This is a genomic window from Rhodococcus sp. IC4_135, from assembly GCF_011602025.1.
GTDB lineage: Bacteria > Actinomycetota > Actinomycetes > Mycobacteriales > Mycobacteriaceae > Rhodococcus_F > Rhodococcus_F baikonurensis.
Genome location: NZ_JAAOLG010000003.1, coordinates 449,149 through 464,294, shown reverse-complemented (window position 1 = coordinate 464,294; position 15,146 = coordinate 449,149). Strand labels below are relative to the sequence as shown.

10 protein-coding genes are annotated in these 15,146 nt (G+C 61.0%); 2 read left to right on the top strand and 8 right to left on the bottom strand.

The window, feature by feature from the left end; all coding sequences use genetic code 11:
• Positions 1 to 55: 55 nt before the first annotated feature.
• From G8767_RS10220 to G8767_RS10190, 7 genes are all read right to left on the bottom strand, one after another.
• The gene (locus tag G8767_RS10220; protein ID WP_166810071.1) at positions 56 to 475 is read right to left on the bottom strand and encodes an alpha/beta hydrolase domain-containing protein; all 420 of its coding nucleotides are present in this window, start codon (positions 473 to 475) and stop codon (positions 56 to 58) included.
• Complete coding sequence (locus G8767_RS10215) at positions 472 to 2,085, bottom strand: PA domain protein (RefSeq protein WP_166810070.1); 1,614 nt, start codon at positions 2,083 to 2,085, stop codon at positions 472 to 474. Before G8767_RS10215 ends, G8767_RS10220 begins: the two co-directional genes overlap by 4 nt.
• A gap of 88 nt (positions 2,086 to 2,173) precedes the next feature.
• The gene (locus tag G8767_RS10210; protein ID WP_166810069.1) at positions 2,174 to 2,833 is read right to left on the bottom strand and encodes a TetR/AcrR family transcriptional regulator; all 660 of its coding nucleotides are present in this window, start codon (positions 2,831 to 2,833) and stop codon (positions 2,174 to 2,176) included.
• Positions 2,834 to 3,119: 286 nt separating this feature from the next.
• The gene (locus tag G8767_RS10205) at positions 3,120 to 4,532 is read right to left on the bottom strand and encodes a rhamnulokinase family protein (RefSeq protein ID WP_166810068.1); all 1,413 of its coding nucleotides are present in this window, start codon (positions 4,530 to 4,532) and stop codon (positions 3,120 to 3,122) included.
• A 4-nt stretch (positions 4,533 to 4,536) separates the two neighbouring features.
• Positions 4,537 to 6,582 (bottom strand): bifunctional aldolase/short-chain dehydrogenase, encoded by a 2,046-nt coding sequence (locus tag G8767_RS10200; protein ID WP_166810067.1) that lies wholly within the window; start codon positions 6,580 to 6,582, stop codon positions 4,537 to 4,539.
• Between the two features lie 8 nt (positions 6,583 to 6,590).
• On the bottom strand, positions 6,591 to 7,757 hold the full coding sequence (rhaI, locus tag G8767_RS10195) for an L-rhamnose isomerase (RefSeq protein WP_030003070.1): 1,167 nt from the start codon (positions 7,755 to 7,757) through the stop codon (positions 6,591 to 6,593).
• A 124-nt stretch (positions 7,758 to 7,881) separates the two neighbouring features.
• Positions 7,882 to 8,883, bottom strand: a complete 1,002-nt coding sequence (locus tag G8767_RS10190) for a LacI family DNA-binding transcriptional regulator (protein WP_166810096.1) — start codon at positions 8,881 to 8,883, stop codon at positions 7,882 to 7,884.
• Between the two features lie 407 nt (positions 8,884 to 9,290).
• Between G8767_RS10190 and G8767_RS10185 the strand changes: the two genes are divergently transcribed.
• Entirely contained in the window at positions 9,291 to 10,763 is a 1,473-nt protein-coding gene (locus G8767_RS10185; RefSeq protein ID WP_166810066.1) for an AMP-binding protein, read from the top strand.
• A gap of 67 nt (positions 10,764 to 10,830) precedes the next feature.
• Here G8767_RS10185 and G8767_RS10180 read toward each other — a convergent pair whose 3' ends face one another.
• Entirely contained in the window at positions 10,831 to 13,068 is a 2,238-nt protein-coding gene (locus G8767_RS10180) for a hypothetical protein (protein WP_166810065.1), read from the bottom strand.
• A 570-nt stretch (positions 13,069 to 13,638) separates the two neighbouring features.
• Between G8767_RS10180 and G8767_RS10175 the strand changes: the two genes are divergently transcribed.
• Positions 13,639 to 15,120: an ABC transporter substrate-binding protein gene (locus G8767_RS10175; RefSeq protein ID WP_166810064.1), complete on the top strand. Its 1,482-nt coding sequence runs from the start codon at positions 13,639 to 13,641 to the stop codon at positions 15,118 to 15,120.
• Positions 15,121 to 15,146: the final 26 nt, after the last annotated feature.

The window sequence follows — 15,146 nt, the reverse complement described above, 5'->3', positions numbered from 1 at the left end:
CACCGAATGGACGAACGTCTCCAACAACTTCGACTTCGACTGCCTGTGGGCGCGCTCAGCGGATCATCTGATTCACTCCGGCGACGTAGGCGTCGCCGGAGTGAATCAGATGATCCGCTGAGCGCGCCCACAGGCAGTCGAAGTCGAAGTTGTTGGAGACGTTCGTCCATTCGGTGACCACCGTGCCGCTGAACTTCTCCGGGTCAGTCGGTCGGCGCACCAACATTCGCGAAGTATACGGCCCTGCAAGGGTTTCACCGGAGAAGAAGAATTCCTCCTCTGTGTAGCCTCGATCGGCGATATCCGGTATCGACGCGCCGAACGGATAGTCTCGCGACTGGCTACCGACGGCGCGGCTCGGAATGGGACCGTCGACAACGGCATTGCCAAGCGGCAACGGTTCGGACTGCGCAGACCCGGTTCCCGTCAGTACCGCCACGACAACGAGCGTCGCAACTGCCCATCGAGCGATCACGATTCGGACGACCCTGTGGAGAATCGTTCACCCGCGGCAACTTCGAGTGTTTGGTTCACCAGGGCCATCGACATGGCGCGCATGCGACCGAAGTCGATTTTGTCGACCGTGGGCATCCCTGCGTTGAGCAGGTAGTAGGGGCCGGTGATGTAGTTCGAATCCGGAATGTTGCCCAGGCTGTACATGTACGTACCCTCACCGGGGAAGTAGAGCGGTGGCCGGTCTATCGCCTGTAAAGGGGCCAGTTCGGGGTGTGTGAAGATAGGGCTGGTGGGTTTGGCGAACTTGTTCGGAAGGAATGGGCGCGCTACGCCGGATGGACCTGCATCTGCCCTGCGGAGCATGGCGGCAGCAGCATCCGCCAGTGCTCCGCCGCTGGACGAGAAGGTGATACCGGGTTCGTATCTGCCGGTGGGCTTGACGTCGCCGTCAGCTGTGGGGAGATATTCGAGGGCGCCGAGATGCTCGACGGTGATGACTGCGGTCATTCGTGGAACCAGGTCGTCGATGTGACGGGCGAGGAAACCGAGGGTTCCGATGCCGTCGGCGAAGTGTCCCGTGGCGAGCACGATCATGATGGTGCGAGGTATCGAGGTCTTGGGCAGTCGAGTGAGATATTGTGCAGCGGAAAGGATTCCGTATTGACCGTTTTCCTCCAGGCCGTTAGTGCCGTCGGTGTGGGTGTGAAGAACGGTCAGTTCCTCGGACATCCCAGGGATGAAGCCGATCACGTTGTTCGTGGTCACCTCGGCGACATCGGCTTCGAGGACCAGGGTGGCGGTGCCGGCAGCGCGCGTCTTCAGTTCGGTACCGGTGTCACGGTCGACGTAGAGGCTGGGGAAGTCGCGAAACACGCCGTCGTAGGGGAAATATTGGCCGGTTGCCCAGTGCTCGTTCAGATCGAGAATTCCGATCGATCCGGCTGCGCCGAGATTCTTTAGTTGCTCGAGTCGGTCGGGAACTCCGTTGAACCAGGGGCGCCGGTACAGGTCCAGGTCGGACAATTCGCCACGAGGGTCGTACAACGACCCGGGATACTGCAGGGCTTTGAACGCCACTATCGGCAGGGGTGTCAGTGGTACGTCGTAGACGACGATCTTGCCGTCGAGCCTTGGAAGCCCCGCTGGATTGGCAAATGACAAGTCGTTCAGATAGACCAATTGTCCCGATACGCCACCAGGGCCGGTGGCGCCGCTGTACGGCACGTACGACGGTGCCGGAAACGGTGTGCCGTCGACGGAAAGGGCCCAGTTGGTTGCCAGCCACCGCTTCAGCGGCACACCTTCGAGATGGACATCGGAGACCCCTGCTGTCTGCAATTGTTCTGCGAGCCTCTGCACGTACGCTTCGTGCGCCGGCGAGCCTGTGGCCCTGAGGCCGATGTCGTCCAATTCCTGCCCCCACGCTCGGAATTGGTCTTCGGAGATGAACTGCGTCGGGTCGACGTCTGTAGCCGCTCCTGCGTCGAGAGGCGACGATGGCCACCCCGGCTCTGCGGACGCACGGGGAGCGCCGAGGCCGAAGACGGTGCCGGCCGCCGCGACCGCCCCTCCGATCAGGATGCTGCGTCGACTCAGTGATGCGTGGAGGCCGGTGTTTCGGGCGGGCATGGTCGACCCTTTCGTGGTTCGGCACCGCCGCGAAGACGACGGAACTCCACAGTAGAAAGTGTGTCGATAAAAATCAACAGTCTGTCGACTATTTTTCCGGCTGGTCAGGCTGAGGCAGCCCGAGTGTTCTCTGGAAAACTGTCGTGAGCGTGTCGACCAGCCTGCGTTGTTCGTCCGGAGTCGGCGATCCGAGGGAGAATTCGTGGGCTGTGTGCCAGAGCATCGCGAACAGGGCGTGCGCTAGATCCTCCGGCGCTGGTGGTGGTGGACTTGCGGTCCCGGCCTTCTGAGCGCGCTCGATCGATGAAGCGACTTCCGTCAGAATCTCGTTCGTAATACCGTCCCAGAACTTTCGTAACGATTCGTCGGACTCCACGAGCACTGCCATTGCACGTAGCACCGGACCCAACTCGCGCCATCGCATCAGATATCCCTCGATACCTGCACGAATGTCGGGTATCTCGCCGTCGGCGCTGGTGTTGAATCCCCCGATCTTGGCTCGGATGTCCTCACCGACGCGCTGCGCGAGGGCGAGGACAACCGCGTCTTTCGATTCGAAGTAAAAGTAGAAGGAGGACCGCGATATCCCGGCACCTTGGGCCAAGTCGGAGATAGTGATCGACGACAACGGCTTTTCCGGTAGCAGGCCCCACGCAACGTCGAGAATCGCGGCCTCTGTTCGATCGCCTTTGCTCGGTCCCCGACGACGCCCTCCCCCGCGTGCGGTTGTTTCCCTGGCACGTGCCACTGGGGCCACCTTTCTCAATGAACCGATCCACTTTCTCAATGAACCGATCCACGCTTCGACTCACGGCATCTGTCGACAATTCTCGACGGAACGTCCAGCGTAGTCGACGGGCCAGGGACACCCGCTCTTTCTCGCAGCCGAACGGAATCGCGGGCCTCCGTGAGGGTCGGTGATCGCTACTCACCTCTCGGTAAGCGAACGCTCGACGCAATATTTCTCCGGTGGTGCCCGGTGGAGTGGCCCCAGGGAAGAAGGCGGCGATGGAGCATTCCTGCGCATCGATCTCCTATCGAGGCTCGTAGCGTCGGATTCGGTGCGTGTGTGCGATCTTTGCGCGGATCTCCTCCAGCGACGACGGTGCTGCTCCGCGAGAACGAGCTTGTACCAGGATGTTTCCCAGCGCCGTTGCCTCGACGGGCCCAGCAGTGACAGGGAGACCTGATTCGTCGGCGGTGAGCTGGCAGAGCAGCGAATTCTGCGAGCCCCCGCCGACGATTGCAATCGTCTCGACTTTCGCTCCGGCGAGTTCTCCGGCTGTGTGCACAGTGTGTCGGTACGCGCTTGCCAGTGAGTCGAGAATGCAGCGAGTCACCTCGGCCGGCGTTGCCGACGTCGACAGCCCCGCGGCGTCGCTGATCCGTGCAGGCATGTCGCCCGGCGCGATGAACTTCACGTCGTCGACGTCGATTCGTTTCGTTGACGGACCCACCCCTCTCGCTTCTTCGAGCAGTTGGTGCAGCTCCAACTGCCTACCCTCTCGAGCCCACGATCGTAGGGACTCCTGAAGCAGCCACAGCCCGCCGACGTTGCGCAGGAATCGCGTTCGCCCGTCCACGCCTCGTTCGTTCGTGAAATTAGCGCGGCGTGCGTCTTCGGTGACTACCGGGCGTGCGAGTTCGAGACCAGCCAACGACCAGGTGCCGCTCGAAATGTACGCGAATCGCGTGCCGGAGGCGGGAACCGCGACCACTGCGGATGCAGTGTCGTGCGAGCCGACGGTCGTCACGACCGTGGACGGTGAAAGTCCGGTGAACCGAACAACTTCGGGCCGAATCGTGCCTCGTTGCGAACCTGGTTGGTCGAGTGTCGGGAAAAGCTTCTCTGAAATACCGAGATTCTCGAACAACTCCGTTGCCCACCGGCCGGTGTGCACGTCGAGTAGACCGGTTGTCGATGCGTTCGTCGATTCGGTACGAAGTTCTCCGGTGAGCCAGTACGCCAACAAGTCGGGTATGAGCACGATGTGTGCTGCTCGCCCCCAGTCGGGCGATCGCTGTTCGGCGGCAAGTTGGTAGACGGTGTTGAACGGTAGGAACTGCAACCCGTTGACGGTGTACATCGCCTGCGGATCCACGCGTGCGTGCACATCGTCGATCACGGCGTCAGTTCGGTTGTCGCGGTAAGAAATCGGTTCGGACAGCAAGTTTCCGTTCGCGTCGAGTAGGCCGTAGTCGACAGCCCAGGTGTCGATTCCGATCGACTCGACGCTCGGAAAGGATGCAGCGAGAGCGCGCAGACCGGCGAGCACCTCACCGTAGAGATCAGTGAGGCTCCAGCGTAGGTGCCTGTCCACCGCGCTCGCGCCGTTGGCGAAACGATGAACGACGTGCAGTGTAGTAGTGCCTGCGTCGATCACGCCGGCGATCACTCGACCACTCGAAGCCCCTATGTCGACCGCTGCGAAGATTCTGGCCGTCACCGGTCTACCGGAGAAACGCGGCAGCGACGCCGGCATCGACCGGGATGTGCAATCCGGTGGTGTGACTGAACTCGTCTGATGTGATCATCGCGGCGGCGTTGGCGACGTGTTCCGGAAGGACTTCACGCTTGAGAAGGGTTCGCTGCGCGTAGAACTCACCCAGCTTCTCCTCGTCGACTCCGTACACAGCAGCTCGCTTGGCGCCCCAGCCGCCGGCGAAGATTCCGGATCCACGCACAACTCCGTCGGGATTGATGCCGTTGACTTTGATGCCGTGCTCGCCGAGTTCGGCAGCGAGCAAGCGAACCTGGTGGGCCTGATCGGCTTTGACCGCGCTGTACGCGATGTTGTTCGGCCCGGCGAACACCGAGTTCTTCGACGAAATATAGACGATGTCGCCGCCGAGGCCCTGATCGATCATCGCCTTCGCCCCGGCCTGCGCCACGAGAAAGCTGCCTTTGGCCATCACGTCGTGCTGCAGATCCCAATCCTGCTCGGTGGTGTCGAGAAGTGGTTTCGAAATCGACAGTCCGGCATTGTTCACCAGTAGATCCAGGCCACCGAAGGCCAGGAGTGCAGCGTCCACGGCAGCGTGGACTTGGGCGCTGTCGGTGACGTCGGCCTGCACGCCGATCGCGACGTCCGTGTTGCCGATAGCCTCCGCAGCAGCTCTGGCCTTCTCGCCGTCGAGATCGGCGATCACCACGCATGCGCCCTGGGCTGCCAGACGAGTCGCAATCGCTCGTCCGATTCCACTCGCAGCACCTGTCACCAACGCGATGCGGGAGGCATGCGAACGTGGTGCCGGCATCCGTTGAAGCTTCGCCTCTTCCAACGCCCAGTACTCGATCCGGAACTTCTCGCTCTCGTCGATAGGCGCGTAGGTGGACACGGACTCGGCACCCCGCATGACGTTGACGGCGTTGGTGTAGAACTCACCGGCGACGCGTGCAGTTTGTTTGTCCTTGCCGTAGGAGAACATTCCGACGCCGGGAACGAGAATGATCGCCGGGTCGGCTCCGCGGACGGGAGGAGTATCCGCGGTCGCATGGCGGTTGTAGTAGGCCAGATAATCCTTGCGATATGCCTCGTGGAGCTCGGTCAGACGGGCGATGTACTGGTCGATCGTCGCCGAAGTCGGGAGCTCGAGAACGAGCGGCTTGACCTTGGTCCGCAGGAAGTGATCAGGGCATGAGGTTCCCAATTCTGCAAGTGGTGCAAGCTTTTCGGAGGCAAGGAATTCGAGTACGACGTCGGCATCACTGAAGTGCCCGACCATGGGCCGGTCGCGGGATGCGATCCTTCTCAGATGCGGGGCGAGAGCGGCGGCCCGCGCGCGCCTTTCGTCGACGGGCAGCGGTGTGAAACCGTCGACCGTTTCGCCGAACGGTGTGGCTGATCCGTTCTCGTCCAGATACCGCTGAGCGGTCTCGATGATCCACCGAGAATTGGCTTCGGCTTCATCGCTGGATGCACCCCACGCGGTGATTCCGTGACCGCCGAGGATGGTGCCTACCGCCTCAGGATGCGTCTTGTGTACCTCGGCGATGTCGAGTCCCAATTGAAAGCCCGGTCGGCGCCACGGAATCCACAAGACTTTCTCTCCGAAGACGTTCTTGGTCAGTTGTTCCCCGTCGGCGGCGGTGGCAATGGCGATTCCGGAATCCGGATGTAGATGATCGACGTGGGCGGCACCGACGAGACCGTGCATCGCGGTGTCGATCGACGGCGCGGCGCCGCCCTTCCCGTGCAAGCAGTAGTCGAAGGCGGCGACCATCTCGTCTTCGTGGTCGACGCCGCGATAGACGTCGACAAGAGACCGCATCCGGTCCAACCGGAGTGTTGCCAAACCGTTTTCGGTCAGTGTACCGAGATCTCCACCGGACCCTTTCACCCACAGGAGTTCGACAGTATCGCCGGTGACGGGATCCGTGACGTGGCCCTTGGCCGAGGTGTTTCCACCTGCGTAGTTCGTGTTCCTCGGATCCGATCCGAGCCTGTTCGAACGGGCAAGCAGTTGCGCGACAGTGGTGTTCGTCGATTCAGTCATAGCGAGATTCAGGCTCCCCAACCGGCTTGGATTCCACCCGTCCGGGTGGAGTTGATGTGGTCTGCATATCCGCTTTCGCGGTATGCCTGCATGGGTTCGGCGGGAAGACCGCGAGATACGCGCCAATCTGCCAGGTCCGAACGGACGTCGGTGTAGAAGGCATCCATGAAGATCTCGTGTGCGCCGAGCACGTCACCGAGTTTCTCCGCCTCGGTGAGGGCGGCACGGTCGACGAGCAAGGCCCGGGTGGTCATCTCCTGGACGTTGAGGACCGAGCGTATCTGTCCGGGGATCTTTTCCTCGACGTTGTGGCACTGATCGAGCATGAATGCGACTTCGCTGTCGGGCCCGTATCCACCACCACGAATGACCTCGAACATGATGCGGAACAACTGAAATGGATCTGCAGCGCCGACGATCAGGTCGTCGTCCGCATAGAATCGCGAATTGAAATCGAAGGAGCCGAGACGGCCGAGGCGCAGTAACTGAGCAACGATGAATTCGATGTTGGTACCAGGTGCATGGTGTCCGGTGTCGAGGCAGACGAAAGCGCGCTCGCCGAGGGCGACGCTGTGAGCGTACGAGGTGCCCCAGTCCGGGACGTCGGTGGCGTAGAAGGCGGGTTCGAAGAACTTGTATTCGAGCACAAGTCGCTGATGCTCGGACAAACGGTCGTAGACCTGGCGTAGCGAATCGGCAAGTCGGTCCTGCCGATCACGCAGGTCGCCCTGCCCGGGATAGTTGGTGCCGTCCGGTAGCCAGATCTTCAAGTCGCGACTGCCGATGACATCCATGATGTCGATGCACTGATGCATGTGTGCGATTGCCTTCGCACGTACTCGTTCGTCGACATGTGTGAGGCTGCCGAACTTGTAGTCGTCATCCTGAAATGTGTTGGTATTGACGGTTCCCAGTCGCACTCCGAGGTTGGCAGCGTGGGTGCCCAACTTGTCGAAGTCGTCGACGAGATCCCACGGAATGTGCAGAGCGACCGACGGTGCCAGTCCGGTCAGTTCGTGAACCTTGGCCGCGTCGGCGAGTTTTTCGTAGGGATCCCGAGGCGCGCCGGCGGAACCGAACACTTTGAATCGAGTTCCGGAGTTACCGAACGCCCACGAAGGTAATTCGATGGACTGGTCCGCGAGCGCTTCCGAGATTTCACTGAATGTAGGCATGCCGCTCCACTGAATCGAGAATGTTTGAATCGATTCAAATTATGTGATGGGCTCCACAACTGTCAACCCCAGTGCGTCTGAGTAGGGAGTAGTCGCTCGGAGGTGCGGCTGTAGTAAGCCCGTGTCAGTTCGTGGATCGTGACGAGCGACGGACGACTAGTTCGGGAGAGAAAAGTACCTGCTCATGGGCGTGTTCGGGGTCCTCGACCTCGCGAAAGAGGAGATTGGCCGCGGTCTCGCCCAAGAGTTTGCGTGGCTGGCGTACCGAGGTGAGTGGCACCGCTGCTGCTGCCGCGAACTCGATGTCGTCGTAGCCGACGATGGCCAGATCGTCCGGCACTCGAACTCCGAGGGCGACACATTGCTGAAGCAATCCGAGCGCCAACAGGTCGTTGGCGCAGAACACCGCAGTCGGGCGGTTCTTCGCGCTGAGGCCGAGAATGCGCTCGCCTGCCCCGATTCCCTCTGAGACTGTCAGCCCTGCGGTGTCGATTTCGATCAGGTGATCGGGTGAGAGCCCGGCTTCCGCAACGGCATTGAGTGCGCCCTCCCGTCGATCGCGGATCTGTCCGATCGAAGGCGGTCCGCCGACGAATGCGATGCTGGTATGGCCCATTTCGAGCAAATGCTCGACGGCCAGCCCGCCGCCCTCGACGTCGTCGACCGTCACCGAGCAGTGAGTCGGGCGTGCCCGACGTCGATCGACGATGACAACACGCGTTCCGCGCTTGGGTAACTCGTCGAGAATCGCGGCCTCCGGGTCCATCGGCGTGATGAGTACCCCTTGAACTCGTTGTTGTTCCAACCGGTTCAGGTAAGTCAGTTCTCGTTCGACTCGGTTGTTGCTGTTGCAGAGGAATACCGACAAGTCATGGGCCTCGGCAGCTTCCTCGATGCCTTTGGCGACGTCGGTGAAGAAGGGGTTGGCGCCGTCGAGCATGACGTACGCAAGCGTATTGCTGTGTCCCGCGCGTAGCTGACGTGCAGATTCGTTGCGGACGAAGCCGAGTTCGGACATGGCTGCCTGTACCCGGGACCTAGTTTTGGCGCTGACCATTTCCGGACGGTTGAGGACATTGGAGACCGTGCCCATGGAGACGCCTGCCGCCGCAGCGACATCGCGCATGCCGATGACCTGGTTCGAAGACGACCGACCGTCGTGCACTGTCACCAAGACTCCTATTGAAACGATTGCGTACGGTCCGCTGGACTGAGCCAGCCTACAAGGCCCTTGCGGCTGCATGATTCAGCAACGCCGAACCGCTGTGTGGTCGTGTATCGGGAAATCCTACGTGCACCTGCTGCGCATCGGAAGTAAATGTGGGGCTGGGACCTGCTTCGACTCTGCGACACGGCCTGCGCACGTTCGCGCGAGTCAGGACTCGCCGGCGATCGGGGCTGCCAAGCCTTGACTTCGACCGGTGCCGCTGCCTACTGTCACGAAGAAACGAATGAAACGATTAAACATCGCGATTCACCTAGCTCGGAACTGACCACACTTGCGAAATAATGCAACCTTCGAAAGCGCGAGGCATGAGCACCGACGAACCGACATCACTTCCTGCTCGACTGCAGACATTGGCACTCGAGGCACCGGACCGACTGGCTGTGACGGATGATCACGAGAGCGTCACTCGCAGTGAACTGGAGCGCCGCACGAATCAATTGGCACGCCGCTTCGCAGCGCTGGGGGTCACTGCCGGTTCGATGGTATCCATCGCGCTGCCCAACGGTGTGCGTCACATCGAATCATCCATCGCAGCATGGAAACTCGGAGCTGTTCCGCAACCACTCTCGGCCCGGCTGCCGGCCGACGAGCTGAGCCGGCTACTGGAAGTCGCGAATCCGTCGCTGGTGGTAGGACTCGAGCCAGGTGATGGACGGGCTTGGATGAGCGCATGCGCAGACGTGTCGGGCGAATCAGCTGAGCCGTTGCCGGACATGATCTCTCCGGCGTGGAAAGCTCCGACCTCAGGCGGAAGTACGGGAAGCCCGAAATTGATCGTGTCGGGGCAGGAAGCGAGCGCTGAAGCGGTGCTCGGTCGTGCCGATGCTCTGCGACTCAGGGCAGGCGGGGTCATGCTCAACACGGCGCCGATGTTCCACAATGCGCCCAACATGTTCTCGCTGATGGCTTTGTTACAAGGGCAGCACGTGGTGCTGATGGATCGATTCGACGCTGAACGTACCCTTCACGCGATCGACCGATTCGGCGTCACCTGGCTCTACGTGGTCCCGACGATGATGGGCCGTATGCTGCGGCTTCCCGACGAGATCCGCAGTGCGGCCGATGTTTCGACGCTCGAAACCGTGTTGCATGTCGGGGCACCCTGCCCGCCTGTGGTCAAACGTGGGTGGCTCGACTGGATAGGCCCGGAGAAGGTCGTCGAGTTGTATTCTGGCACAGAAGCCCAGGCGAACTGCATGATCGACGGCGTCAACTGGTTGACTCACCCGGGTTCGGTCGGGCCGGTGCTGTCTGGCGAAATGACCATCCGGGACGAAGAGTTTCGCGAGTTGCCGAGTGGAACGGTCGGCGAGGTGTGGATGCGTCGGGCACCCGGCACGCCTGAAACCTATCGATACGTCGGTGCAAAATCGCGTACTCACGGCGATTGGGAATCCCTGGGCGACCTGGGATATTTCGACGACGACAAGTTCCTCTATCTCACCGATCGCACGAGCGACATGATCTTGGTGGGTGGAGCCAACGTCTACCCGGCCGAGATCGAAGCTGCGCTCGCCGAACACCCGGCGGTGCTGACGTGCGCTGCGATCGGACTGCCCGACGAGGACCTCGGCAACGTCGTCCACGCGATCGTTCAGGTTGCAGACGAAACTGGCGCGGACGAGCTTCTCGCACATCTGAAAGACCGCCTGGCGCCTTACAAGTTGCCTCGCTCGGTGGAGTTCAGTGAGACTCCGTTGCGAGACGACGCAGGCAAGGTGCGACGCGGCGCTCTACGCGATGCTCGTGTGCAGAAAAGGAATTCGCTCGACGGGTAGTCGGCGGAAAGAAGCGGGGTGCTGCTTGCCCTCATCGGCCAGCAGCACCCCGCAGTAGTCACCGAACCTACGGCGCCAGCTCGTGGGATCCGGCCGCGAGTCTTTCGACGTCACCGCCAGGCCGTCGGAAGGAGACGGGGACCGGGCTGTGCACGGTAATCGTCGACTCGGTGCACTTCAAACGGATTGCACCGAACGGGGTGGGGCAGCTTCCCGAGAGCGCGGGCAGTAGATCGTAGCGAGGGGCGACGACTGCCGATCGGTATCCGGGTTCGGCTGGGCGAATCCCCAGGATATTGGTTATCAGTGCAGAAGTCGGCGAGGAACTCCAACCGTGGCAGGGTGTTCCGAATCCCCAGCACTCTGCGAAGGTCGAATTTCCCTCCCACAGCAATTCACTCCAATGGCGCACGCTTGTGAGAAGCGGCTCCATGGCGTTCATCCTTCCTAACGCCTCGTGCACCATCGCCTGGCCGAACGGTTCTGCTCGCGTGATTTGTGTCCCTGTGTCCCAGTCGATTTCCTGCCTGCCCTGCAGATGCATGAGCCGTCGCTCCTTGGAGTAACCGCTGGCCCCACCGATCCAGTTGCGGTATACCGTCGCATCCTCGTCTGAAAGTGCCTTCGTCAGTGCGGAATAGCGTTCGACCGGCGCAAATCCCGAGACGACAGCGGCAGCCTGACCCATTTGTGAACACGCATCCGGTGCGTTCTTTCCGTCGACATGGTCGATGTAGACGCCGCGCTCCTCATCCCAGAATGTTTCGAAACCGATACACAGCGAGTCGTATTCGTCACGGGCCCAACGTGCATCGCCGTTGTTGCCGATTGCCTCGCTCAATTCGGAGAACTCGAGCAGCGCCCGGCCGAGTAAGCCGTTCACGATGGAACTGCATCCGTCGAGGAAGACTGCCGACCAGTCGGTGAGTACCCACTCGGGCAGGTGACCGATCAGGTTTCGGTCCTCGACTTTGTAGGCGAGGAACCAGCGAAGAATCCGTTGGACGCTCGGTATTCGAGCATGAACGAAGGCGGTGTCGCCGGAGTAGCGGTAGTACAGGGACAAGCCGTGGATCCAATAGAGTGACCAGTCCGGAATCGTGATGTTGTCGATGAATTCGACATCGCCGGATGCGGCCATCGGTAGTAGACCGTCGGATCGGGGTGAGTCGCCGAGTTCGAGGCTTCGCCGTACCAGCCGCCAGTCGTCCGAACACGTCAAATGCGTGATCGCATGTACGTATGCGTCGCCCGCCCATGCCCGCTGCTCGCGAGTCGGACAATCGATGAAGGCGTCATGAGAGTTCAACTCGACGGTGCGACGTCCGGCCCGATACAACTCGTTGATCTGTGAGTCCGCGCTGGTGAAGAAGTGGTCACCGGCGAGTGCGTACAGAGATTCGTCGACGTCGAACTGCTCGAGTGAGAATCGTGTCGGCTCTGTTGATTCCACGAGCAGCAGCGCGTATCGAAATCCGTTCACCTCGATCGCCTCGAACTTCGATTTGCCCGGTTCGGACCGCATCATACTGCCGGCCACGTGTGCTTCGCCCGAGTCGCTTTCGTAGCCGAATGCCTTCTCGAGAAGTGCTACCCGCACGGTCACCGAGTGTTCCGAGTCGACCAGGTAGTTGACCCGACCGGCGACTATTTCGCCCATGTCGACTTCGATGATCACCGGACTGTGCGGTTTCACTGTCAGTACATCGCCAGGGGTGTAGTTCTGTGTTCGGTATTGCTGGTGACGCTCGAATATCTCACCGATCCGCCGAATCGGGGCCCCGGCCGTGAGCACATCGGTTTCGAGTTGATCGACCGACGACATGGATTTCGCGTGGACATTCTTCTCGATGAGGGCGCCGATCGGTCTGGGGAGCATGCGTCCGTACGGCATCGTCGGTGGCTGCGAGCGGGCGAGCCCGCCCATGTGCTTGACCGTCCGGACGAGTGCGGGTACGTCCTCACGTGGCACCGCGGTGGCGTCGAACGCTTCGAGGGGTAGTCGAGCGTCTGCGCCGAGATCGGTCGGCGCACTCCATTCGCCGAGTTCGCGCGCAGTCCAGGACTCGTCGGTCGCCACCCAGATGTCACCGATCCGGGCTTCGAAGACCGCCACTGCTTGATTGCCGAGGCCGGCCCCGCTACGCGCGGGTGCCCAGAGTGGATTGGGCTGTCCGTAGTAGGTGACCAGGAGTTCGATGCGGTTCGTCCCGGGCGCCAGGAATTCTGCGAGGTCGTACTCGTCGTAGTGGAGGCGGTCTGCCTGTGATCTGACGGGGCCGCGTCCAACGATTTCACCGCCCACTGTGAGTACGTATCGTGAATCTGCGCTGACCCGACACGGGGCGTGTGGGACTGGAGTCGTCAGTTCGACTGTGGTGGAGAATTCCACGCGATGAAACGGACGCGGCGGTAGCGGCGGTTGGATTGCACCGACGATGATATTTGTCTGTGCGCCGTTCGGGTGCGAGATCCAGTGGCCACGCCACTGCAGTGGAAAGCGTGGTGGAACGGTTATGGGGTTCAACGGAAGTCCTGTCCTGCGCAGTGCCGGCGGCAGATCGTGCCGAAGAGATGTGTGAGCGAGTGACTTTTCCGGATAATTGAAACGCTCCATAGTGCTTTCTGTCAAGAAATTTCCGCCTTCCTGGGCTTCAAATATGCAGCTTGAACGGCGAATATTGAATTTTGTTCAAGATCTTGCCAAATGTGTCTCAGAACACGTATTGTTCGGCAACATTGATCGTTTCAAAAGTTCCGGTTCGCGCCGGGCAATCGGAGGTGGACATTGTTGTCGAGAACCCGTGCGGATGATTCCGGACCACGGCGGCCTGCGCCGAGGCGCAGGCTGAAGCGGCTCGTTCAAGGGGTTGCGGTGCTTGCCGCAACGTCGATGTTGGTCGCAGCCTGCGGTGGCGGGAGCAGCGAAAAGGACTCGACTGGAGGAACACTGACACTGGGTGTGGACGTGGCACCTCGATCCTGGGATCCGGCACAGCAAGTCAGCGCCGGAACGGGCGTGGTTCTGTGGCAGCCGGTTTACGACACTCTTCTCAAATACGCACCCGACGGCTCCATCGAGCCGAACGCGGCTGAATCGTTCTCATACAACGAGGATCGCACCGCTCTCACCTTGAAGTTGAGGGACGGGATGACGTTCACGGACGGCGCTGCAGTCGACGCCGCAGCTGCCAAGGCTTCACTCGAACACATGCGGGACAGCGCCGGACCGGATTCGGTACGCCTGGCCGGGGTCCAGGTGGAAGTTCTCGACGATCGAACTGTCGAACTGTCGACAGAACGCCCTAACGCGTTGCTTGCACAGTTCCTGACGTGGGCGCCCGGCATCCTGGCGAGCCCGGCGTCATTGGCATCGCCTGATCTCGCCACCAATCCCGTCGGAAGTGGCCCGTACACGTTCGTGAGCCAGGAGAGCACCAGCGGAACCTCGCTTGTCTACCAACGCAACCCGAACTATTGGAATGCAGATGCTTACCCGTACGACCGCGTCGTCATCCGCGTGATGGAAGACGAGACCGCGCGTCTCAATGCTCTGCGATCCGGGCAGATCGATGCCGGCCCGGTTTCGGCGGCGAATGCCGACCAAGCTGAATCGGCAGGGTTGACGCTGCTGGGAAATGCCGTCAACTGGAACGGCATGTTCATCATGGACCGCGACGGCAAGCAAGTTCCGGCGCTCGGGGATGTCCGGGTGCGCCAGGCCATGAACAAGGTCTTCGACCGTGACGCGATCGTCAAGGCTATCTACCAAGGGCACGGCGTCGTCAACAACCAGATCTTCAACACGAACAGCGACGCGTACAAAGCGGACCTGCTTGCAGCATCGGCCTATGACGTTGAGGCCGCCAAGAACCTCATGAACGAGGCGGGATACTCAGGCGGCTTCGATCTGACGATCCCGGAGATCCCCGGACGTACCGACATGCTCTCCCCGATCATCAAGCAGCAGCTGGGTCTGATCGGTATCAATGTGAATATCGAAAGCGTCCCGGCGACACAGTATCTCGACAAGTTCCTCAAGGGGGTTTACCCGGTGATCCCCTTCGGGCTGCCCTCGGGCACTCCAGTAGCCGACGTCGATGCTTCACTGGCTCCGAACGCGATCTGGAACGTCTTCAAGACTCAGGATCCGAAGCTCACGCAACTCATCGCCGACCTGCAGGTTGCCCCCGAGGACAAGCAGAAAGAGATCGTGCAGTCGATCAACGAGTTCGTAACGGATCAGGCCTGGTTCAGCGTCCTGGCCTTCCCGGAAAGCTTCTGGGCGTTCAAGGGTGGCGTCTCCGCAGAGAAGATGACCGGAAACTCTGCACCCTATCTGTACACCTTCAAGTGAGTCGGCCCGTGCGTGGTCGCTGCACA

Excerpts from the sequence above, each read along its gene's own strand:
- G8767_RS10215 (WP_166810070.1), bottom strand. The coding sequence starts at position 2,085 with ATGCCCGCCCGAAACACCGGCCTCCACGCATCACTGAGTCGACGCAGC.
- G8767_RS10200 (WP_166810067.1), bottom strand. The coding sequence starts at position 6,582 with ATGACTGAATCGACGAACACCACTGTCGCGCAACTGCTTGCCCGTTCG.
- rhaI (WP_030003070.1), bottom strand. The coding sequence starts at position 7,757 with ATGCCTACATTCAGTGAAATCTCGGAAGCGCTCGCGGACCAGTCCATC.
- G8767_RS10190 (WP_166810096.1), bottom strand. The coding sequence starts at position 8,883 with ATGCGCGATGTCGCTGCGGCGGCAGGCGTCTCCATGGGCACGGTCTCC.
- G8767_RS10185 (WP_166810066.1), top strand. The coding sequence starts at position 9,291 with ATGAGCACCGACGAACCGACATCACTTCCTGCTCGACTGCAGACATTG.